Here is a 21,727-nt window from a genome sequence, read left to right on the forward strand (position 1 = left end):
CCACACCGCCCTGGCCCAGACCGCCCGTGCTCGCGCTGCACGTGCTCCAACCGGCCGGACTCCAACCGGCCGGACTCGGACCGGCCGGACTCGAAAGTTCCGTGCTCGGAGCTTCGGGACGCGGGCCGTCCGGGCGGCGTCGCGCGGCGGCGGGGAGGTCACGGCTGCTCCTTGACGGCGTGGCCGGTGACGGTGATCGTCACGCCGTCGCCGAGTGGGACGAGGACGAGCGGGACGGCGACCCGGCAGGTGACCTGGACGAGCGGGGTGCCGCCGGGGCCGTCGACGTCGGTGCCGGTGCAGACGGTGTCGGCGCGGCCGGGAATCGTCCGGGCGATGAGCGCCTGGGCGTACGGGCCGCCGTCCGCGGCCGGGACGCCGAGGTTGGCGGCGTGCCGGGCACCTTCCGCCGCGTCCGCCGCGAGCGTGTTGCGGATGTGCAGGATCAGGCCGACCTGCAGGATCCCGAGGAACAGGAACAGCAGCAACGTCCCCACCAGGATGAACTCGACGACGGCGGACCCTTCGTCGCCCGGCGGCCCCTCTTCGCCGGGCGTGGACCTGCCGCCCGCCGCGCTGACCTCGTCCGGTGCGCTGACCTCGTCCGGCGCGCTCTCCTCGCCCGGCGCGGCCTCGCTGTCGGGCTCGACCGGCTCTGCGCCGTCCCGCACGGCCGTGGCCTGCGTGGCCGGGAGGTCAGCCGCCGCCACCGCCGCCGACGCCCGACACCGAGTTGATCGCCGAGGTGAACAGGTTCTGCAACGCCGGCGTCGCCAGCGTGGCGATGGCGACGACGAGCGCCGCCGTCATCACCGTGATCATCACCCAGCCGGGGACGTCTCCCCGGTCGCGGCCGTCGCCGCCGGCGCCGGTCGCGTCGGTGGCCGACCGCCAGGCCAGCCACCTCGCCCTCAGGGTCTGCCCGATACGCCGTCCCATATCTCCTCCATCACCATCCGGTCTGAGCTCTGCGCCCGGCCATGAGCCGTGCGCCCACGCCGTCCGTGCCGCGCACCCCATGCCTCCGCGTCGGACACCGCGTCGTGCCGGGCCTGCCGGGCCTGCCGGGCCTGTGTCGGACCAGGCCATGTCCCGCCTCCGGTGGCGCCGCGATCACTGGGCGATCACGGTGAAGCTCACCAGGGCCGGGTAGAAGGCGAAGATCACGGTTGTCGGCAGGACGAGGAAGACGACCGGGATCATCATCGCGATCTCCTTGCGGCCGCCGGCCTCCAACAGCTGGCGCTTGCCGGCCTCGCGGACGTCCATCGCCTGGGCGCGCAGGATGTCGGCCAGCGGCGTGCCGCGTTCGATCGCGACGGCCATGCCGTCGACGAACCGGGTCAGCGGCGCGAGCGCCGTGCGGGCGGCGATGCCCTCCAGGGCCTGCACGAGGGTGGCGCCGGCGCGGGCGTCGGCGAGGGCGAGGCGCAGCTCGCGGCCCAGCTCGCCGTGGGTGAGCCGGCTGACCCGCTCCAGCGCGCCGATCGCGGACTCCCCCGCGGTGACCGCCAGCGCCAGCAGCTCGGCGACCGTGGGGAACTCCAGCAGCATCCGATCCTCGCGGTCGGTGATCGCCCGGGTCAGCCAGTACTCGCGGCCGACCACCCCGCCGGCGGCTCCGGCGACGACGAGGGCGACGCTGACCAGCGCCGGTGGGCCGACGCCGAGCAGCGCGCGCAGCGCCAGCAGGAACGCGCCGATCAGCGCCCCGCTGACCGCGCAGATCACCTGCTGAACCCGGAACTCCTCGATGCTGGTCCGCCCGCCCGCCTGGGTCAGCCGGCGCTGCAACGCGGCCCGGCCGCCGAGGAAGCGGTCGAGCCGGCCGGCGACGTCGGAAAGCAACGGCCGCACGAGCGCCTCGACGGCGGCGAGGCTCGGGCGGGCCGACACGCGCGGCCGGTCCGCGAGCAGGCGGGACGGGGTGGGCGTGTCGCGCAGGTAGGGGTCGATCCGGTCGGCGAGCTGGATGCGCCGGGCCCGCGGCGACCGGTAGACGACGATGACCAGGCCGAGCCCGACGAGCAGGCCGAGCAGCGCCCCGGCGGCGACCATCGTCATGGCCGCATCCCCCGATCGGGCCCCGCCCCGAACCCTGGCTCGTCGAAGCCGCCCGGCCCGTCGAAACCGGCGGACCCGTCCGGGCCGCCGAAGCCGTCCGACCCGGGGCGACCTGGCGAAGTGATCATCGGACGGGCGCCCGGAGGGCGGTCCGGGCGCGGTTCGGGACCGCCTCCGCCCCCGCTCCCGGCCGTGGCCTGGGCGGCGGCGACGACCCCGCCGCGCAGCACCCGGCCCTCCTCGGGCAGCCGGCCGATCCGCTTCATCAGCAGGTAGGCCAGCGCCGACACGCCGCCGCCGCCGATCAGCACCAGCACACCGGTCGGGCTGTCGTACGCCTGCACGTTCTGACCGCGGGTGGCCAGCAGGAGCAGCACGATCCAGGGGGCGGCGAGCGCGAGGCGGGCGGCGTTGACCGTCCAGCCCTGCCGGGTCTCCAGCTCGGCCCGGGTCCGCGCGTCCTCGCGCAGGAAGGTCGACAGGGTGCGCAGGAGTCGGCCGAGGTCGGTGCCGCCGACCTCCCGCGCCATCCGCAGCGACTCGATGATCCGGTCGGCGACCGGATCGGCGAGCTCGTCGGCGAGCCGGTCCAGGCAGGTCGAGAACGATCCGGTGGCGCTGTAGTCCTCGCCGAAGCGGGTGAACGCCGGGCGTAGCTGCACCGGCCCGCGCACCCCGACGGCGGCCAGGCCCTCGGGCAGCGACATCCCGGCGCGCACGGCGCTGGCGAGGTTGTCGACGACGTCCGGCCACAGCTCCCGCAGGTCGTGCATGCGGCCGTGGCGGCGGCGGACCACCAGCGCCCGCGGCAGCAGGCTCGCGAAGACCGCGAACGCGCCGGCGAGCGACAGCGTCCCGGTCAGCGCCAGGACGACGAGGCCGACGAGCAGGCCGAGCGCGGCGCTGATCGCGACGAACTGGCGCGGGCTCAGGCCGCGGATGCCGGCCTGGGCGAGCAGCTCGGCGGTGGTGTGCTCCCAGCGCATCGTCGTCGGGCCGCGCGACTCGCGGGGCCGGCCGCTGGTGACGATGAGGAACAGGCCGAGCCCGCACAGCAGGCCGAGGAAGATGCCCATCAGCGCTCCACGGCGATCTCGGGCCAGCCCCCGCCGGGTCGGCGGTGGGGATGGTCGCGCTCCCCCTGCGCGAGCAGGGCGGGCAGGTCGTAGCCGGCGCGGGTGAACCGGTCGGCGTGCGGTGGGAAGCCGTCGGCGCGCACGAGGCCCTCGGCGCGGGAGCGGTAGATCTGGGCGATCTCCACGATGTCGCCCTCGGCCCGGCCGGGCAGCGCGACGATCTCGGTGACGCGTCGCCGGCCGGAGACATCCTTCTCCAGGTGGACGACGAGATCGACGCTGGCGGCGACGGTCGGCACGACGAAGGCGTGGCTGACGTTCTCCCCGGCGAGCAGCGGCAGCGTGCACAGCTTGGTGACCGCCTCGCGGGCCGAGTTGGCGTGCAGGCTGCACATCCCCGGCAGCCCGGAGTTCAGCGCGATGAGCAGGTCCAGCGCCTCCTCCTGGCGGACCTCGCCGACCAGCAGCCGGTCCGGACGCATCCGCAGCGCCTCCTTGACCAGCCGGCGCAGCCGGATCTCCCCGCTGCCCTCCAGGTTGGCCTGCCGGGTCTGCATCGCGACCCAGTCGGGGGCGCGCAGCTTCAGCTCGAAGACCTCCTCGCAGGAGATCACCCGATCGCGGGCGGGGATCGCCGAGCCGAGGCAGTTGAGCAGCGTCGTCTTCCCGGCCTGCGTACCGCCGGCGACGATGATGTTGAGCCCGGAGACCACGGCGGCCTCCAGGAACGCGGCGGCGGCGGCGGTGATCGTGCCCAGCCCGACCAGCTCGTCGAGGCTGGACGCGCTCAGCACGAACTTGCGGATGTTGATCGACCAGTGCACCCGGGTCACGTCGGGAATCACCACATGCAGCCGGGAACCGTCGGGGAGCATGGCGTCGACGAAGGGGGTCGACAGGTCCACCCGCCGGCCGGACGATTTGAGCATCCGTTCCACCAGATCCTGCACCTGGTCGGCGGTGAGAATTGTGGTCGTCAGCTCGCTGCGACCGGCCCGCGCGACGAATACCCGACCCGGCTCGTTGATCCAGATCTCTTCGATGGTGGGATCGTCGAGATGGCGTTGCAGCGGCCCGAAGCCGGCGACCGCGTCGTAGACCAGACGGGCTGTGACATCCCGGTCGACGACAGGCGGAAGGTCACTGACGAGAACGCGTTCCTCGTAGTCGGCGAGCACCTCCTGAACGAGCTGACGGACCTGGGCCGGATCGCGCACGGGATCCAGGGAACGCCGCCGGACGAGCTCCCGGACCTCGTCCTCCACGAACGAGGTGGCGTCCAACCAACCGCCACGTGCCACCGCCACGAAAACCGCCGATCCTCCAGCTCCGCCTCTTCCCCGGCCCGGACAATTGCTACGAAGCGTAGAAAGAAGGTCACTGCTTATCAAGCCCTGACCATCAGGGCGGACGCAACAACGTTCGCACAACCCCATCGGGGGGTGTGGGCCGGGTAGGACACAGACAGGTCACGGTGTGCACAGCGTCCCACCTTGACCGCCAATGCAGTCACTCTCCGCATCCGGAGTGCGGTTGCGGATCGGGTCGCCACCATCGCTCTGCGCGTACATCCCGCAGGCCGGCGGTGAACCGACCGCCCCGGAAACGCCCGCATGATTTCGCGGCCGAATCGCCCCGGAGGCGGTAGCCTCGCGGCGGTCCCTAACCCGCACATCCATGAAGCCGCAATCGCCTGCTGGGTCGACCGGTGGAGCCTCCCCCACCCCGCCGATCTCACCCGGTAAGCCACCAACGCCTGCCTCGGGGGTCCCTTCCGTGTCCGGTCAGCCATCGATCCGCGGGCTCACCAACCGCTCGCGAGAAGCCCGTCCGCCCACCACGGCGGCGCTGCCGAGGACCTGCCTGCGGCCTGCTACACGCGGCTCGAAAGGGGCAACCCGATGAGCGGCAACCGGGATTTCCAACCGTCGGACATGTTCGACAAGACCGCTTGGAAAATGTTCTGGCGAATTGTCGAGAACTGCCCGGTGGCGGTATTCGCCACCGACGCGGTCGGCCGGCATCTCTTTGTGAACCGGCCGTGGTCCGAACTGACCGGACTTCCCCGTGACGAGGCGGTCGGCTGGGGATGGGACCGAGTCGTCCATCCCGACGACGTTGCCACCGTGGGCGACCATTGGCGGCGCCTGGTCACGCATGGCGACGGGTTCTCCGTGCAGATCCGACTGGTCCGGCCAGACGGGGCGGCCCGGCGGGCGATCATTCAGACAGTGGCGACGTCCGCCGGCGACGGGCGGCGCCGTTTCGTCGGCACCCTCACCCCGGCCCCCGTCGGCGCGCCCACCGCGGGCGGCACCGACAACCGCGGCACCGACAACCGCGACGCCCACGGCCTGGACGCCCCGGCGCACCACGACGGCCACGCGCACCCCGACGGCCACACGCACCCCGACGGCCGATTTGAGCATCCCGCCGCCGGCGACGCCGAACACGCCACCTCGCCCGCCGAGCCGAACGAATCCTCGCGACGCGTCAACGAGCGGGACGCGCTCGCCTGGCTCGCCGAGGAGCAGGCCGAAGCGGACCGCCGAGCCGAGGAGGAGATCGAGTTGGAGCGCCTGCGTCGGGGGGAGGCGGCACTGGAACTCACCGCCTTCGACGCGGACTTCCTCGACGAGCAGCTACTCGGCCACGAACTGTTCGGCCGGGAGGATCTCGAACCGGATGGCATCCTGCCCGGCGGGCCCGATCGTTACGGCCTGTCCCACGGGCTGGGGGGGTATGACCCGTTCGACGACGCCGCCCGGGCCTTCAGCGAGTCCGCCGACGACCCGTTCCGCTGGACCGACGGTTCGGCAGGCCCAGGCCACTCGGACAGTCCGAACCACACCGACGGCCCGGACCGGCTCGGCGAGCCGACCTGGCCTGGCCACCCACACCCGGACCGGCTCGGGGAGCCGACCGGGACCGGCCGGTCACCTGGGCAAGGCGCCGCGGACCCGCGGGGCGAGGCGAGGGGACCGGACGGGTCCGGCGACGGCCCGACCGATCCCATGCCGGACCTCGGCGCGGGTGGCGCCGCCGACCAGCCCGGCCGCCGCCCGGCGGGCACCGGCGGCACTGAGGGCACCGGCGGCACTGAGGGCATCAGCGGCACTGAGGGCATCAGCGGTCCCGGATTCGGTCATCCCGCCGGAACCGGGCACCCCCTGTCCGGGCCACCGGCGCGGTGGCCCGATGCGGACGACGCCGCGGCGAATCGGCGTTGGACGATCCCCCTGCCCCGCCGGCCGGTCCCCGGCGAGCCGACACCCGGCCGTCCGGCCCCGCGGGAGACCGCGGAGGACCGGTTGCCGAGCTACCCTCGCGGCGCGCTCCCACCCGGCGCCGAGTGGCGCGCCGCGGTCGTCCTGCACCGCGACGAGGACGCCGACCTGCATCCACGCCCTCCGCACGCCGACGGACGGCACCCGGCCGAGGGCTGCGGCTGCCTGTTCGCGGAGATGCGGCGGATCGAGGAGGCCTGCCGGGACCGGGAGCGCTGGCTGACGACCCTGCTCGCGGAGCTTGCGACCGCGGTCCTCATCGCCGAACGCGACGGCATCATCGTCGCCGTCAACCAGATGTACTGCGACCTGTTCGACCTGGCGGACTCGCCCGTCGACCTGGTCGGCACGGACTGCCGTCGGCATCTGCGGCCCCGGGCCGGGCTGGTCGACGACCCGTCCGGCTTCGCCGCCCGGTTGGACACCCTGCTGCGCCGGCGCCGGACGCTGCGTCGTGAGCCGGTCATGTTCGCCGACGGCCGCGTCTTCGAGCGCAGCCACATAGCGCTGGCCGCGGCCGACGGCTACCGCGGCCACCTGTGGCTCTACAGCGACGTCACCGACCGCCGGATCCTCGAGGCCGAGATCGAGGGGCTCATCTCCGGGCTGTGAGCGCGACCGGGCGTCGCCGCTCCATACGCCCCGGCGACGCCCCCGCCCCTCAGCGGTCAGATCATGCCGAGTGATGAGCACGGCATTCCGACGGCATTACGACGGCATTCCGGGCGCAGACCGTGCCTAGCCCTCGGCACGATTCTGCGCCCGACCGATCACGCAAGGATGCGACAGGCGGCGGCCAGAACCCCGAGCCGCGAGCCGCCGGGACGGCCTGGACTTCGAACGTGCTCGGCTAGTAGACGCCGCCGTAGTGGCGCGCCTGGAGATCCTGGGCCTGACCGACCCAGTCGTCGGAGATGATCCGGTCACCGAAGCCGTCGAGCTTGCGGGCCAGCCGGTCGACGTCGGTATCGCCCATCTCGGCGAGCTGGCTGAAGGTCGTGATGCCCAGCGTCCGCAGCCGCGACTCGATCACCGGGCCAACGCCGACGATCTCCTTGAGGTTGTCGCCGCCGACGACACCCGGATCGAGCAACCCGTTCCAGCGCGGCGCGGACTCCTGAACGACCCGGCCGCCTGCGGCCTGCTCGCCCGTGGCGCCCACTCGCACGCCCGGCGTGGTGATAGGCCCGGTTCCGGTCGGAGCCGGAGCCCCGGCCACTGCCGACGGCCGCTCCTTTGCCGACGGCCGCTCCTTGGTGACGCCCGAGGTTCCGGTCCTCATTCCAGCCACGCCCAGCGGGCCCGGGCACCCCGGTTCGGTTTCGCCCGCGGGCGAAACCGCCGTCCCGGTGCCGGCCGGGGCCGCAGTGAGGGTAGCGCCGACCGAATCCGGCAGCGCCGACTCGGCGAGCCGAGCGGACTCGGCGCCCCCGGCCAGCTCGTCCTCGTGCACCGGCCCGGCGACCCCAGCCGACTTCTCCAGCCCCGCCGACTCGACAACATCGGCCGACTCGACAACGCCGGCCGACTCGACAACGCCGGCCGACTCGGCGGTGCGGGTCGGCGCGGCGGCCCGGGCGGAGCCGAATGCCCGTGCCGAAGCCACGGCCTTCGCCGTACCGACGATCTTGGCGTATTCGACGGCGGCAGAGTTCTCCACCCCGCGCCCGGTCCCGGAGGTCTCGGGGGCGGAGGCGGTGGGCTCCGCAGTCGCGGCGGCGGGCTCGGCCTCGGCGCCACGCCCGAGTGCGGCCTCGGTCTTCGCGATCCGGCCGAGTAGGCCGAGCCGTTCGGCGGCCCATTCGGCCTGATGCCGGTCGAGCCGGGTGGTCATGGTCACGACGAGGCGCTGGGCATCCTCCGCCTCGGTGCGCGCCATCGCCAGCCGGGAGGAGAACTTGGCGGCCCGGCCCTCCGCCTCGATCAGCTGCTGGCGCAGCAGCTCGGCCTCGCGCGCGAGCTCCGCGACGGTGGGCCCGGTGTCGGCCGCGGTGGTGACCGGGGCAGCCGGCGACCCGGTGTCCGCTCCCCGCCCCCCGCCCCCGGTCCCGGCGCCGGACGCGGCCGTCGCCGCCTCGACCCTGGCCCGCAGCGTGGCCTCGATCTCCTCGACCCGGGCGCTCGCTGTCATGGCGTGCCGCTCCGCGGCACCGATCCGCTGCTCGGACTCGGCGGCCCGCTGCTCGGCCACGGCGAGGCGGGCGGTCAGGTCGGCCTTCTCCAGGGCGGCGTCGTCCCGCTGCCGGCGCAGCAGGGCAACGAGCCCGGCAACGGGTTCGCCCACACGCACGGCGTTGATCGGCAGCGGGATCGGCCCGGTGGTGGCCAGTTCCGCCCCAACCGCATCGGGCGCGGACGCACCGGCCGCGACCGGGTCCGCCGAGGGCTCGCCATCGGCGAGCTCGGTGCCGTCCTCGAGCCGCCCGTCGGTCCCGAACCGCGTGTCCGTCCCGGGCAACGCGTCATGCCCGAGCCGGTCGCCGTCGGCTGCCGCGGGATCCGCGCGCTCGGCAGGCTCCAGACCGGCCTCGAAGCCGCCCACGACCGCGGTCCCGCCCCCCAACGCCCCAGCGGACGGCGGCAGCGCGATCGCGGTCACCGGAACGTCGGTCACCCGGCCGTCGGTCACCTGGGCATAGGTCACCTGGGCCGCGGTCACCTGGGCCGCAGGCGTCGGCGCGTCGGCTCCGGCCCCGGGATCCGGTCGACCGTCGCGGGTCTGGCGCACCTGCCGGCGCAGCGGGGCGATCAGGAACACCCACGCCAGCGCGGCACCGATGAACATCGCCACCAGCACATACGCCAGGATCTGCCCGGCGAGGTACAGCATGGGCTGCCAGCCTCCTTACGCGGTGGGTTGTCGAGATCCACGCCCGCCCGGGCCGGCATCCCGGCACGAAGGGTGTTGGGGAAAACGGACCATCGACACCAACCGGGCGGAGACCCGGCCGGCACCTCACGGCCTTCCTACGCATTATTCGCAACACGCGACATCGGCAGTACCCCGGGGAGGCACAACCGTTGTCCATCCGGACCGGTTTGCGTGGAGAAAAGCCGGCCGCGGACGCCGATTGGCGAGCCAGGACCATCGCGATGGAACGGATGGCCACCGCAAACGCCGCCCGACGCCAACATTTCACGCCGGGTGAGCACCGGTCCAGACGTCGCGACCCAACGAACCATCAATGGGTGTGGCCTGTCTCGCACCGAGCAGCGCCCGGGTGCCCGCACGCCCGCGAACGGCGAGACGGGTCTGCTCACAGCAGGTCGGGCAGCTCCTGCGGGGCGAACCAGAGCAGCTCGAAGCCCTCGACACTGTCGACGGTGAAGGCCGCGTCCTCGCCGCCGAGGTCGGCCTCGACGATGTGATCCGCCGCCTCGGCCACCGCGTCGAGGACGTCCTCGTCGCCGCCGTCGTCGACATGGATCGCTCCGACGGCCGACCACGGCACCGGGAAGTCGACCTCGACGGCGCCTCGTTCAAGGTCGTCACGGACGCGGACGTCGCCGTCGGCGAGGTCCGCGACGAAGACCACGCGCCGGCGCGGCGCCGCCGGGTCGGCGTCGAGCAGGCGCAGGCTGGCGCGCGCAGCGTCGTGCAACACCGCGTACTCCAGCTCCTCCTCGGATTCCGACTGGGCGTACCACTCACGCAGCGCAGGCGTGACCGCGAAGCCGGTCCCGGCCGGCACCTGCCCGGACTCCCACACCGATCGCGCGGCGTTGAGCGTGGACGGCAGGTAGATGCGCACCCGACCAGTCTCGCAACCAGTCGCGCCGGACGAACAACGAGGGTCCCACCGGCTGGGCGGTACGGGCCGGATGGGCGCTACGGGCGCGGTCTCGGCCGCGCCGCCGGGACGCGGCGGGCGGGAGCGGGTCGGTGCCATGTCGTGGAACCGCCCGGATCAGCCGGCCAGGTCCAGGCCGAGCCGGCCCCCCGGCGGACCGGCGCCCCCCTCGGCGCCGGGACCGCCGTGGGTGCCGGTCTCGGTCCCGGTGGCAGGGCGGGCGCCGGTCGTCGCGGTGGAACCAGTGGTGGTACCGGCACCGGTGGTGACGCCCTGCCCGGCGCGGGCCGGCCGGGGCCGGGGCCGCGAACGTGCACTCGCCCGCAGGGCCGCGCGCGTGGTCCGCAGGCTGGTCTCGAACACCTCGGCCCGGCGGGTCAGGTCCATCAGGTTGCCGCCCATGACCGCCAGGTCCTCCGGTCCGGGGGACAGCACCGTCACCCGAGTGCCTGCGGCCTCGACCAGCTCGACCTCCCGCAGCAGCCGGCGGGTCGCGGCCCGCCGAACCTGCCGTTCGACCATGGCCACGGCGCCGCGGGGGCGGTCGCTGGCCAGCGAGCAGGCCGGTGCGAGCACGAGCACCTCCTCGAGGCCGGCGTCGGCGAGCAGATCGACCGACGTCGGCGAGCGGGTCCCGCCGTCGACGAAGCGCTGGCCGCTGGACTCGATCGGGGCGTACCAGCCGGGGATCGCGCAGGAGGCCATGACCGCCTCGGGCAGCGTCACCCGGGGCGCGTCGGGCGAGCCGAACAGCACCCGGTGGCCGGTGTCGAAGTTCATCGCGACGACCCGCAGGGCCGGCGGGGTGGGCCAGTCGGCGAGGTCGAGTCCCTTGCGGTCCATCGCGGCCGAGACCAGGTCACCCACTGCGGAGATCTTCCCGCGGCCCTGCGGCAGGATTGCCGCCAGGGTGACCATCGGCGAGGCGTGCCGGGGGTGCAGCGCGCTGGCCGTGAGCAGTCGCGGGGAGCCCATCCGCATCCGGGGCCGCGGCGGGAGGGACGCGCCGAGGTCGCGATAGTCGAGGACGGGGTCGCCCGCCTCGTACAGCCCGCGCTCGGAGTTGGCCATCACGTCGATGCCGATGCCGAGGCTGAGCAGCGCCGCGACGACGGAGCCGGCCGAGGTGCCGACCACCAGGTCGCTATTGCCCAGGTCGCGGCCCGTCTCGGTCTCGACGGCCCGCATGGCACCGATCATCCAGGCGGAGCCGAGGACTCCGCCTGCGCCGAGGACCAGGCCGCTGCGCGCGGCCCGCCTTCTGGTCATTGTCCACCTCCCGGCGCGACGGCCGGGAGGGGATGCGCCCTGCGCTGGGCCACCTGCCGCCCCGGTCCGCCCGCTGCCATGTGGGCCGCCCGGTCGCACCTGGACCGGTCGGCCGGCGGCGGTTGCGCCGCGTGGGGCCTCCCGGGGATGGGACAGTCGCAGTCCACGGTCCGCGTCGACCGTTCGTTCCCTGCGGCGCGTGACGCGCCCGGACGGGCCACCGGACTACTCCGGCGGTTCCTCGCTCTCCTCGGGGAAACTCGTCTCCAGGACGCCCCAGTTGCGCAGGCGCTCGGCGAACTCCTGCGGCGTGGTGTCGTGCAGCAGGGCCAGCGCGCGCACGTCGCCGTCACGGATCGACAGCACGTGCCCGGCGTAGTCGTCGCGCTGGCGCTGAATCTGTGCCACCCAGCGCCGGACGAGCGCGGAGGAGTCGGGCGGGGCCTCGCTGAGCTTTTCCAGGTTCAGGACCGTGCGCGGGCGGCGCTCGCGCGGGGGCAGCTGGTCCTCGCTGGGCAGCAGCGCCGACACCGGCACGCCGTAGAAGCCGGCGAGCTCGGAGAGCTGGTGGACACTGATCATGCGGTCCCCGCGCTCATAGGAACCGACGGCGGCGGTCTTCCAGCGGCCTCGCGACTTCTGCTCGACCCCCTGGAGCGACAGCCCCTGCTGTATCCGAATCGCCCGCAGGCGGGCGCCCACCGCCTTCGCGTACTCCCGGCTCACCCGACACACCCCCCAAGCCGTCTCGCCCGAGCATCCTTGCGCCTCCCGGCTCGCCGGACGCGGTTGCGACCGTGCTCCGGATGGCACCTTCGAGGCTTGTTCAACACTAACGTAACGTTGCCGAAAGGGGATCCTAACGCAGGCAGACATTGCCTCACTCTCTGCAGCATGACTGCACATGCATTCACCCTTTCACTTCGCAGCGCATCAGATCGACATCAATACGTGGTCGACCTCATCTCGCCGGAAGCTTTGAGTAAGATCACCCTCACTTCTCGACCGGAACCGTTCCACTCAGCGATGCCCATGAATCGCTCGCTGTAACCGCACCCACTACACATGCATGACAAGACGAATACTTTATGTCACAGTTATGCCAAGGGCGTAACGGTGAGTTGCCATCGGTCGATCCGGCGGGCCACGCTCGCCGGGGGCGGAGAGCGGGCGGTGGGCGGATGGCGGGGGCGGCGATCGCCTACCGCGACTGGCGGCGGAACCCACCCCTGCGCCGGCGGGAGATCTCGGGCCGCCCGGCCAGCCGACCGGCCAGGTCCCGGATCGCCAGCCGGGCCGGGGAGGTGGGCGCGATGTCCCGCAGGAGCTGACCCGCGACCTGCGCGGCGTCCAGCCCGGCGAGGTCGTAGGGCACGAGCGCGACCGGCTCCGTCCCGGTGTGTCGCAGGATCGCCCGGCTGACCTCCCGGGACGGGTCGCCGCCGACGACCGAGGCGCGCAGCCGGTTGACCACCACGAGCGGGTCGGCCCCCGGCACGGTCTCCCGCAGATCGGCCAGCCCACGGACGAAGCGGACCAGACCAACCGGTTCCGCCGAGGCGACCGCGAGGACGACGTCGGCCGCCTCCAGCACCGCGAGCGTCGCCCCGTTACGCCGCGGCGCGGCGGTGTCGAACGACAGCTCCTCATCCGCCTCCAGGCAGAAGCCGCAGTCCACCACCACGTACGACGCCAGCCGCCGGGCCATCGACAGCACCGTCTCGATGGACGCCGGGCGCAGCTCGGGCCACCGCGACGGCCGGGAGATACCGGGCAGCACCCGCAGGCCCTCGCCCAGGTCCCGGCACAGCATCGCCAGCCGCGGCACGTCGAGCAGGCCCTGGTTGGCCGACCGGGCCGCGGCGGCGAGCCCCGGCGCCTCCTCCAGCAGGCCGACGAGCTGGCCGATCGCCCCGCCGTAGGAGTCGGCGTCGACCAGCAGCGTCGAGGTTCCCAGCGCGGCGATCTCGGCGGCGAGACAGAGCGCGATCGTCGTGCGCCCTGGCGCTCCGGCCGGCCCCCAGACCGCGATCACCCGGCCGCCCCCGGGCTCGCCGAGGGCGAGGCCGTCGGTGTTGGTGCCGGCCGGGGCGAGCTGCCCGAAGCCCAGCAGCGGCTCGCTGTAGGAGGAGGCGGCCGGCCAGGCCGACGGGGCGGCGGCGTGCGACGCGAGCGCGCGGGAGGCCTCGACGACGGCGCCGGCGACCACCTCGGCGGTGGCGTCGGCGGGGATGACCGCGGCGACACCGAGCTGGCGCAGCCGACGGTCGGCGTCCTCGTCCCCGGGCGCGATCAGGCCGACCACCGCGATGCCGGCCATCGCCAGCCGGGTCAGCGCATCGCGGTCCAGCCGGCGCAGATCGGCCGAAAGCAGCGCCGCCCGCGCCGCACCGGTCGTGGCCGCGGCCAGCAGATCCGGCAGGTCGACGCAGCGGCGGACCACGGTGACGCCGAGGTCGCGGCGATCGAAGGCCGAGACCAGGCCGGCCTCGACCTCGGAGTCGGTCACCGCGGTCAGGATCGGCAGGCTCACCGGCCGTACCCCGCCACGGTGGTCGGTCCAGTCGAGCCGACGCCGCCGCGGGAGTCCCGTTCGAGCTTCACGACGTCGACCCGTTCGCTCTGGGACGCCGCCACCGCCTGGATCGCGTTGTCGACCGGCACCCGCAGCGTCAGCGAGCGGTCGCCGCTGGCCAGCTTCTCCAGCCCGACGAACTCGACGTCGTGCAGGACCAGCGACTCGGCGCCGGCCCCCGCGGCCGGCGCCGGCTGGTTCGGCTGGTTCGGCTGGTCGCCGGCCTGGTCCCCGGAGCCGGTGGCCGCCGCGGCCCCGGCGGAGAACACGTAGACGTCGACGTGGTCGCCGGGCTCGAGGGCAGGCAGCCGGCCCGCCTTGACGATGACGGGGACCAGCCTGGTGGACTGCGTGTTCCGCCCGGCGAAGTCGGCTCCGCTGACCAGCTCCCCGGCGTCGACGGGCCGGGCGAGGGTGGCACCGGTCAGGTCGCGCAGGCGGCTGCCCGGGTAGTAGCGGTCGGACGTCCTGGCATCGAGCCGGGCGGACACCGTGGTGAGGTCCCCCTGGACGATGACGTGCCCGGCGGGCAGGCCGGCCTTCGCCACCACCCACTGCCGGGTCGAGTCCGCCGACGCGAACAGCCGCGCCCCGACGACGACCGAGACGAGCACGAGCAGCACCCCGACGAGCAGCCGGGAGTCCCGCCAACGCCGCCGGGTCAGCCGGCGGGCGGGAGGCGAGCCCGGCGGCGGGGGCGCCTCGGAACGGACCGGCGCCGCGGCGAGCTCGGTCACCGGGAGACCTCCCTTTTCTCCTGGCCGGACCTTTGGTGCATGTTCACACCTTCCGGTCGCAGAGCGTACGCGGTCGAAGGCTCCGAACCCACCGAAACCAGCGAGGATTCCGCTGCGGAACGCCACCGTCGACAATCGGTGTCGGCCGACCGCCCGCGCGCAGCGACATCCCGGGTGTCCTGAGCTCACCCGGTTGGACGCGCAGCCGGCCCGATGCGATGCGCGATCGGGACGAAGCCACGCGATTTTCGCGTCACCGGGCCCGGCTGCCATACCGTTCTCCGACGTCGCACGCGGGTTATGACGCAGGTCGGGGGCCCGCCGGGCCCCCGATGCCGGCCGGCGGCGGCAGATCCGGGGGGAAGCGAACCAGAACATCGGCGAGCGAGGGCTTTCGGTCGCGTCCGCGCGTAGTTATCCACAAGCTGACGCATCTGGACGCGATGAGTAGTGGAATCTCTGATACACACGTGAGGAGAGACATCCGCCCTCAGCAGGAGGACTTTGATGAACGACCGCTTCCTTCAACTGAGCGATGTGGCGGACATCCTCAACATCTCGTCCAGTCAGACCTACGCCCTCGTCCGCTCGGGCGAGCTCCCCGCCATCAAGATCGGCGGTCGGGGGCAGTGGCGGGTGGAGCGCTCGGAGCTGGAGGCGTACATCCAGCGCGCCTACGAGCAGACCAGAGCCTTCGTCGCGGCCAATCCGATGAGCCGCAACGAGGCCGTGCCGGAGGACTGATCCGCGCCGGACCGCCAAACCGCGCCGGAGGGCTCAGGGGATGCGGCGCACGTAGGCGATCGCGTCCAGCGGCATGGTCCACCCCGACCGGACCCGCCCACGGCGGGCGAACTCGCCCACCGCATGCTCGGCGACCTCCAGGAAGTCCGCCCCCACCCGCACCGGAGTCCCGTGCAGGCTCGTCCCGTCCACGAGCAGCAGCGTGCACGCGGAGCGGTCGCGAACGAGCCCGCGCAGCACGTACCGCAGGTCCAGCTTCGCGGCCAGCGGCCCCTCGTGACCCGGCTGGGCGGAGACGACCGGCAGGTTCTCGACCGCGAGCAGCGACCGCATCGGCACCAGCACCTCCGTCGCGCCGGGCTCGGCGAGCAGGAACCAGTCCACCCCCAGCGCGGACAGCGTGCCGTGCAGCGTCTCGGGCGCCCGCTGCCCGCCCAGCACCCGGCAGCGCGCCGGGTATCCCACGACCGGCCGCAGGCGATCGATCAGCCGCAGGTAGGCGGCCTCCCGGCGGCTGCGGTCGGCGAGCTCGGCGGCGAGCTCCGCGGCCTCGTTCGCCTCCCACTGCAGCTCCAGGTCCGCGAACAGGTCCTCCCAACGCATCAGGTCTCCTCCCGTACGGGTACGTTCCGCTGCACGCCGGCCGACTCGATCCCTCACGCACGACGCAAGCGGGATTGACAGTGGGACGCCAGAGGTTTACACAACCAAACATAGGCAAACGAAGTCGTTCGACGACATCCGGCAGACAGGAGCAGGCGACGATGATCGCGGGAGCGGCTCGGCGGACGCTGGCGCTGTTCGCCGGCGCGGCCGGAGCCGTGGGCACGGCGATCATATTGATCGTCTTCGGCCCCCGGCTGGCGGACCTGCCGGGCAGCGTCGGCGACGTGCCGGACTGGTTCACCGCGGCGCCCGAGCAGGCCCTCGTCACGGTCGTCGGCGCGGTGGCATGGCTGTGCCTGCTCTGGCTGTGCCTGGGCGTCCTGCTCGGCGTGGCCGCCGCCATCCCCGGCGGCGTCGGCCGGCTCAGCGCGGCGCTGGCCCGCCTGATCCTGCCCCGCGCGGTGCGCCGGCTGATCGAGCTCGGCCTCGGCGTCACCCTGGTCGCCGGCGTCGCCCCGGTCATGGCGGCGATGCCCGCCGTGGCCGCCGGCAGCCACCCGGGCCCCGGGATCGGCGTCACGGCGCCAGCGACGTTTCCCGACCTCGGCCGCCCGGCGGCGGTCGGCCTCGGGGGCGCGCCGGGCGCGCCGGCAGCGGCCGCGGGTCACGCCACCGGCCTGCCGTCCCTCGACCGCCCGGCCGCGGGGGTGCCCGGCCCGGTCCAGGGCGACGCGGCCGGCACCGGCGCGGCCGGACCCCGGGTGCAGGACGTGGCTTACCGCGGCGAGGCCGTCCGTTCGGGCCCGGCCTCCCCCGGTGCGGCCGGGCTGCCCGACCTCGATCGCCCCGCCATGGCCATGCCCCCGGCTGCCCGACCTCGGCCGCCCCGCCTCCGCCGCCCCGGGGGGGAGCCGCCGAGTCGACGACGGCCACGCGCTCCCCCGGCGCCGCACCGGCCCAATCGGCCGCCGCTCCCGAGAGCCCACCGTCGGCCGGTTCGACGCCCATCCACGCCCCGGCCTCGACCGCGGGTACCAGCCCGACGATCTCCGTGCCGGGCCTGGGCGAGGCCATCCCCGTCGTCGACATGCACGCGACAGCACCGGCGTCGACCTCGTCGACGCCGCCCCGATCTCCGGACGCCGCCCAGAGCGGCGCTCCGGCGGCCCCTGACCCCGGCCCCCCCGTCCGGCTCACCACGGCCCGCACGTCGGCGAGCTGGCCGGATCTCGAGCGCCCGGCCACTGATCCGCCGCGCACCGCGACGCCGTCGACGGCACCGACCGGCCCGGCCCCCGCCGGCGGTGCCTCGACGGCGCCCGCACCGAAACCCACACCCGCCTCCTCGGCGCCGGCACGCGACCCGCTGGTCCCGTCCTCCCACCGCGGCACGGGCGTTCCCGCCAGCCCGTCGGGCACCGGTCAGTCGCCACGCGGCGAGGCCGAGGAGGTCGTCGTCCTGCGCGGGGACAACCTGTGGACGATCGCCGCCCGCCATCTCGGCCCCACCGCCACGCACGAGCAGATCGCGGCGGAATGGCCCCGCTGGTGGGCCGCGAACTCCGACGTGATCGGCCACGACCCGAACGTGATCCTTCCCGGCCAACGCCTCAGACCGCCATCCGGGCCCTGACCCCGCCCGCCACCATCGGAGCCTGCCGTGACCGCCACCTGTGCCCTGACCCTGCCCCGGCGACCACAGTCGGTCCCCGGCATGCGGCTGCTCCCCGTCACCCCGAACGAACCCCCCTACGACGACGAGATCGAGCCCGCCCCCGTGAGTACCACCGGCCGGCCGTCCCACACTCGGATCCGGCCCGCCCGGCGAGCCGGCGGCGCCGCCGACCGGACCGCCCGACCCGCGGCCGATCCCGGCGGGGGCGGCCATCGCCGCGGATCCACCGGCAGCCGTGGCGGGGGCCGCCCCGCCACTCCCCCCGGCGGCAGAACCACCGAGCGCCCGGAGAGCAGCCACGCGGATACCGACCGAACGGGCACGGGTTGCCCGGACACGGCCGCGGACCACCCGAGCGGCCCCCGCAGCGGCGAGCAGCGGGCTGGTGGCGGCACCGTCACCGTGGACCGCTCGCCCCGGCAGTTGGCCGTGCCGGAGCAGGTGTTCACCGAGGCGGGACCGCTGCGACCGGCCTCAGGCGATCTGCCTGCGACGGGACGCCGACCGGCCCGCGCCCCCGCTACCGGCCGGCCGGTAGCGCCCGCGCGGGAGGCCGCCGTGATCGTCGTCCGGGCGATCGTCGAGGCACTCGGCGGCGTCCGGCCCGTGTCCCACCTCGCCGGTTGGACGACGCCCCGGCTTCAGAGCGATCTCGAACGCATCGCCGCGCAGCTCAGCGACCGCCGCCGCGGGCAGGTGCGCAGCGTGCGGGTGAGTGAACCGCGGCCGGGCGTGGCCGAGGTGTCGGCGGTGATCAGCCGCGGCGCGCGGGCGGCTGCGCTGGCGCTGCGGATGGAGGCCGCGGGCGGCCGCTGGCGAGTCACGACCCTGCAGGTCGGCTGACCGAGCGGGGATCACAGTGTCCGCTTCCCGGCGCCGGACCGCGGGTGTTGCCCGTTGTCCGGCGGTCGGGAGCGGAGGGTGCGGGCGGCGCCCCTACTCGGCGTTGCGCCGCGCGGGATCGCCGTGGCACCGCTTGTACTTGCGACCCGAGCCGCACGGGCAGGGGGCGTTGCGAGCGGGGCGGGCACTCGCCCCCGTCACCGACCCGCCGGCGCCACGAGCCGCGCCGCCACCGACCGGCGGCTCGGCGCCTGAGTCCAGGGTGGTGACCGGTCCGGAGCCCCCGTCGACCGACGGCGCGGTGTAGCGAAGCCCACCGGTCGGGCGGCGCGGCTCCAGGCCCTTGACGAAGACCGGCGGCGCGGCGGGCGGCGCCGGCGCAGCCGGGGCCTCCGGTGGCGTCCGGCGCGCGGCCGCCCTGTCGCCCGAGGCGGGCACATCCTCCGGCAGGGCCACGGGCACCACCGATGCGGGCAGGGCAGCGGCTCCCGCCGGAGCCGCGGGAGCGACCGAGACGCTCTCCGCGGGGGCCGCCTCACTCTCCTGGCCGGCGATCTGGACCTCGACGTTGAACAGGAGGCGGACGGACTCCTCCTTGATGCCCTCCATCATCGTCTGGAACATGTCGAAACCCTCGCGCTGGTATTCGACCAGCGGGTCGCGCTGCCCCATCGCCCGCAGGCCGATGCCCTCCTGCAGGTAGTCCATCTCGTAGAGGTGCTCGCGCCACTTGCGGTCCAGCACGGCGAGGACGACCCGTCGCTCCAGCTCGCGCATGATCGGCTCGTCGTCGGCGCCTTCGCCGAGGTCGAGCTCGCGGCGGTCGTACGCCTCCTGCGCGTCGGCCTGGATGTCCTCCAGCAGGTGGTCGGGGGTGAGCCCGTCCCGGTCATCGGTGCCGGGCGCTTCCACCCCGACGGGATAGAGCTGGCCGAGCGCGGTCCACAGGGTGTCGAGGTCCCACTCCTCGGGGTAGCCGTCGGAGGTGGCGCCGCGCACGTACCCCTCGACGGTGTCGTCGACGAAGTGCCGCACCTGCTCGTGCAGGTCGGCGCCGTCGAGGACCTTGCGGCGCTCGTCGTAGATGACGGTGCGCTGCTTGTTCATGACCTCGTCGTACTTGAGGACGTTCTTGCGGATCTCGAAGTTCTGGCCCTCGACCTGGGTCTGGGCCGACCGGATCGCCCGCGTCACGATCTTCGACTCGATCGGGACGTCCTCGGGGATGTTGAGGCGATCCATGATTCCCTCGACGGCGGCGGCGTTGAACAGCCGCATGAGGTCGTCACCGAGGGAGAGGTAGAAGCGCGACTCTCCGCGGTCGCCCTGCCGGCCGGCCCGGCCGCGCAGCTGGTTGTCGATGCGCCGGGACTCGTGCCGTTCGGTGCCGAGCACGTACAGACCGCCGGCCTCGACGACCTCCTCGTGCTCGGTCTTCACCGACTGACGGGCCTTCTCCAGCGCCTCCTGCCAGGCGGCCTCGTAGTCCTCGGGAGTTTCGATGGGCGACAGTCCGCGCTGGCGCAGCTCGGCCTGGGCGATGAACTCCGGGTTCCCGCCGAGCATGATGTCGGTACCGCGGCCGGCCATGTTCGTCGCCACTGTGACGGCGCCCTTGCGGCCCGCCTCGGCGATGATGGTCGCCTCCCGCTCGTGGTGCTTGGCGTTGAGGACCTCGTGCGGCACGCCCCGCTTGGTCAGCTCCTTGGACAGGTACTCGGACTTCTCCACGCTCGTGGTGCCGACCAGGACCGGCTGGCCCTTCTCGTGCCGCTCGGCGATGTCCTCGACCACGGCGTCGAACTTCGCGATCTCGGTCTTGTAGACGACGTCCGGCTGGTCGTTACGGATCATCGGCTTGTTCGTCGGGATCGGCACCACGCCGAGCGAGTAGATCTGGTGGAACTCGGCCGCCTCGGTCATGGCGGTACCGGTCATTCCGGAAAGCTTGTCGTAAAGCCGGAAGTAGTTCTGCAGGGTGATCGTCGCGAGGGTCTGGTTCTCCTGCTTGATCTCGACCTTTTCCTTGGCCTCGATCGCCTGGTGCATTCCCTCGCTGTAGCGCCGGCCGTGCAGCACCCGGCCGGTGAACTCGTCGACGATGAGGACCTCGCCGTCGGTGACGATGTAGTCCTTGTCCCGCTTGTAGAGCTCCTTGGCCTTCAGCGAGTTGTTCAGGTAGCCCACGAGGGGGGTGTTCACCGACTCGTAGAGATTGTCGATGCCGAGCTGGTCCTCGACCTTCTCGACGCCGGACTCGGTGATGGCGACCGTCCGCTTGCCCTCTTCGACCTCGTAGTCGACGTCGCGCTCCAGCAGCGGGGCGATCCGGGCGAATTCCGTGTACCAGCGGGTCGGGTGGTCCGCCGGGCCGCTGATGATCAGCGGCGTGCGGGCCTCGTCGATGAGGATGGAGTCGACTTCGTCGACCACCGCGAAGTTGTGGCCGCGCTGGACCAGCTCGTCCGCGCTCCAGGCCATGTTGTCGCGCAGATAGTCGAACCCGAACTCGTTGTTCGTGCCGTAGGTGATGTCGCAGGCGTACTGAGCGCGACGCACCGGGGGCGGCATCTGCGGGTGGATCACCCCGACGGTGAGCCCGAGAAAACGATGGACGCGGCCCATGTTCTCGGCGTCACGCTGGGCGAGGTAGTCGTTGACCGTGACGACGTGCACGCCCTTGCCGGACAGGGCGTTCAGATACGCGGGCAGAGTGGAGACCAGCGTCTTGCCCTCACCGGTCTTCATCTCGGCGATGTTGCCCAGATGAAGCGCCGCGCCGCCCATGATCTGCACGTCGAAGTGCCGCTGGCCGAGCGTGCGCCGGGCGGCCTCGCGGACGGCGGCGAATGCCTCGGGCAGCAGGTCGTCGAGGGACTCCCTGCCCTCCCCGACACGCTGGCGGAACTCGTCGGTCATGCCGCGCAGCTCGCCGTCGGACAGCCCGGTGAAGTCGTCCTCGATCAGGTTCACCTGCTCGGCGATCGCCTTGAGCTTGCGCAGAATCCGGCCCTCGCCGGCACGCAAGATCTTGTCTAGAACCACGGGCGAAACTCCTCC

Annotated in this window: 17 protein-coding genes and 1 pseudogene; 4 read left to right on the forward strand and 14 right to left on the reverse strand. The window is 73.5% G+C overall.

Translation table 11 applies throughout. From position 1 onward, the window contains the following. Positions 1–158: 158 nt before the first annotated feature. The 5 genes and pseudogenes from FRAQA3DRAFT_RS17135 to FRAQA3DRAFT_RS17155 form a co-directional block, all read right to left on the reverse strand. The gene (locus FRAQA3DRAFT_RS17135; protein WP_009740306.1) at positions 159–671 is read right to left on the reverse strand and encodes a TadE/TadG family type IV pilus assembly protein; all 513 of its coding nucleotides are present in this window, start codon (positions 669–671) and stop codon (positions 159–161) included. A 25-nt stretch (positions 672–696) separates the two neighbouring features. Further along, positions 697–939 (reverse strand): hypothetical protein, encoded by a 243-nt coding sequence (locus FRAQA3DRAFT_RS17140; protein WP_009740307.1) that lies wholly within the window; start codon positions 937–939, stop codon positions 697–699. Positions 940–1,113: 174 nt separating this feature from the next. Then, complete coding sequence (locus FRAQA3DRAFT_RS17145; RefSeq protein ID WP_009740308.1) at positions 1,114–2,064, reverse strand: type II secretion system F family protein; 951 nt, start codon at positions 2,062–2,064, stop codon at positions 1,114–1,116. 221 nt (positions 2,065–2,285) lie between these two features. Next, positions 2,286–3,140, reverse strand: a pseudogene (locus tag FRAQA3DRAFT_RS17150) (type II secretion system F family protein); the annotation flags it as partial. Continuing rightward, entirely contained in the window at positions 3,140–4,447 is a 1,308-nt protein-coding gene (locus FRAQA3DRAFT_RS17155; protein ID WP_009740310.1) for a CpaF family protein, read from the reverse strand. The gene FRAQA3DRAFT_RS17155 and the pseudogene FRAQA3DRAFT_RS17150, both read right to left, overlap by 1 nt. Before the next feature lie 594 nt (positions 4,448–5,041). On the opposite strand from FRAQA3DRAFT_RS17155, the gene FRAQA3DRAFT_RS37370 reads away from it, so the two are divergent. After that, a complete protein-coding gene (locus tag FRAQA3DRAFT_RS37370) occupies positions 5,042–7,039 on the forward strand; it encodes a PAS domain-containing protein (protein ID WP_009740311.1) in 1,998 nt (665 codons plus the stop codon). A gap of 238 nt (positions 7,040–7,277) precedes the next feature. On the opposite strand, the gene FRAQA3DRAFT_RS17165 is transcribed toward FRAQA3DRAFT_RS37370, so the two are convergent. From FRAQA3DRAFT_RS17165 to FRAQA3DRAFT_RS17190, 6 genes are all read right to left on the reverse strand, one after another. Beyond that, the gene (locus FRAQA3DRAFT_RS17165; protein ID WP_009740312.1) at positions 7,278–9,257 is read right to left on the reverse strand and encodes a hypothetical protein; all 1,980 of its coding nucleotides are present in this window, start codon (positions 9,255–9,257) and stop codon (positions 7,278–7,280) included. A 427-nt stretch (positions 9,258–9,684) separates the two neighbouring features. After that, complete coding sequence (locus FRAQA3DRAFT_RS17170; RefSeq protein WP_009740313.1) at positions 9,685–10,179, reverse strand: hypothetical protein; 495 nt, start codon at positions 10,177–10,179, stop codon at positions 9,685–9,687. A 156-nt stretch (positions 10,180–10,335) separates the two neighbouring features. Further along, the gene (locus tag FRAQA3DRAFT_RS17175; RefSeq protein ID WP_009740314.1) at positions 10,336–11,487 is read right to left on the reverse strand and encodes a patatin-like phospholipase family protein; all 1,152 of its coding nucleotides are present in this window, start codon (positions 11,485–11,487) and stop codon (positions 10,336–10,338) included. A gap of 225 nt (positions 11,488–11,712) precedes the next feature. Continuing rightward, positions 11,713–12,213, reverse strand: coding sequence for a transcriptional regulator (locus tag FRAQA3DRAFT_RS17180; RefSeq protein WP_009740315.1), 501 nt, complete (start codon positions 12,211–12,213; stop codon positions 11,713–11,715). A gap of 475 nt (positions 12,214–12,688) precedes the next feature. Continuing rightward, the gene (locus tag FRAQA3DRAFT_RS17185; RefSeq protein ID WP_009740316.1) at positions 12,689–14,020 is read right to left on the reverse strand and encodes a chromosome partitioning protein; all 1,332 of its coding nucleotides are present in this window, start codon (positions 14,018–14,020) and stop codon (positions 12,689–12,691) included. Then, the gene (locus FRAQA3DRAFT_RS17190; protein ID WP_009740317.1) at positions 14,017–14,799 is read right to left on the reverse strand and encodes an SAF domain-containing protein; all 783 of its coding nucleotides are present in this window, start codon (positions 14,797–14,799) and stop codon (positions 14,017–14,019) included. The genes FRAQA3DRAFT_RS17185 and FRAQA3DRAFT_RS17190 overlap by 4 nt, the downstream gene beginning before the upstream one ends. Positions 14,800–15,306: 507 nt before the next feature. Between FRAQA3DRAFT_RS17190 and FRAQA3DRAFT_RS17195 the strand changes: the two genes are divergently transcribed. Beyond that, a complete protein-coding gene (locus FRAQA3DRAFT_RS17195; RefSeq protein WP_009740318.1) occupies positions 15,307–15,543 on the forward strand; it encodes a helix-turn-helix domain-containing protein in 237 nt (78 codons plus the stop codon). Between the two features lie 33 nt (positions 15,544–15,576). Here the strand turns inward: FRAQA3DRAFT_RS17195 and FRAQA3DRAFT_RS17200 are convergent, their stop codons facing one another. Beyond that, positions 15,577–16,146, reverse strand: coding sequence for a hypothetical protein (locus FRAQA3DRAFT_RS17200; RefSeq protein WP_009740319.1), 570 nt, complete (start codon positions 16,144–16,146; stop codon positions 15,577–15,579). A 53-nt stretch (positions 16,147–16,199) separates the two neighbouring features. Next, positions 16,200–16,817, reverse strand: coding sequence for a hypothetical protein (locus tag FRAQA3DRAFT_RS17205; protein ID WP_157467449.1), 618 nt, complete (start codon positions 16,815–16,817; stop codon positions 16,200–16,202). A 383-nt stretch (positions 16,818–17,200) separates the two neighbouring features. On the opposite strand from FRAQA3DRAFT_RS17205, the gene FRAQA3DRAFT_RS31625 reads away from it, so the two are divergent. Next, positions 17,201–17,782 carry a LysM peptidoglycan-binding domain-containing protein gene (locus tag FRAQA3DRAFT_RS31625; RefSeq protein WP_051054382.1) on the forward strand — a complete coding sequence of 194 codons (582 nt, stop codon included), beginning with the start codon at positions 17,201–17,203 and terminating at the stop codon, positions 17,780–17,782. Between the two features lie 27 nt (positions 17,783–17,809). Next, entirely contained in the window at positions 17,810–18,667 is an 858-nt protein-coding gene (locus tag FRAQA3DRAFT_RS17215) for an Rv3235 family protein (RefSeq protein WP_009740321.1), read from the forward strand. A gap of 93 nt (positions 18,668–18,760) precedes the next feature. On the opposite strand, the gene secA is transcribed toward FRAQA3DRAFT_RS17215, so the two are convergent. Beyond that, positions 18,761–21,712: a preprotein translocase subunit SecA gene (secA, locus tag FRAQA3DRAFT_RS17220; RefSeq protein ID WP_009740322.1), complete on the reverse strand. Its 2,952-nt coding sequence runs from the start codon at positions 21,710–21,712 to the stop codon at positions 18,761–18,763. Positions 21,713–21,727: the final 15 nt, after the last annotated feature.

The sequence above is a fragment of the Frankia sp. QA3 genome, from assembly GCF_000262465.1.
Classification (GTDB): Bacteria; Actinomycetota; Actinomycetes; order Frankiales; family Frankiaceae; genus Frankia.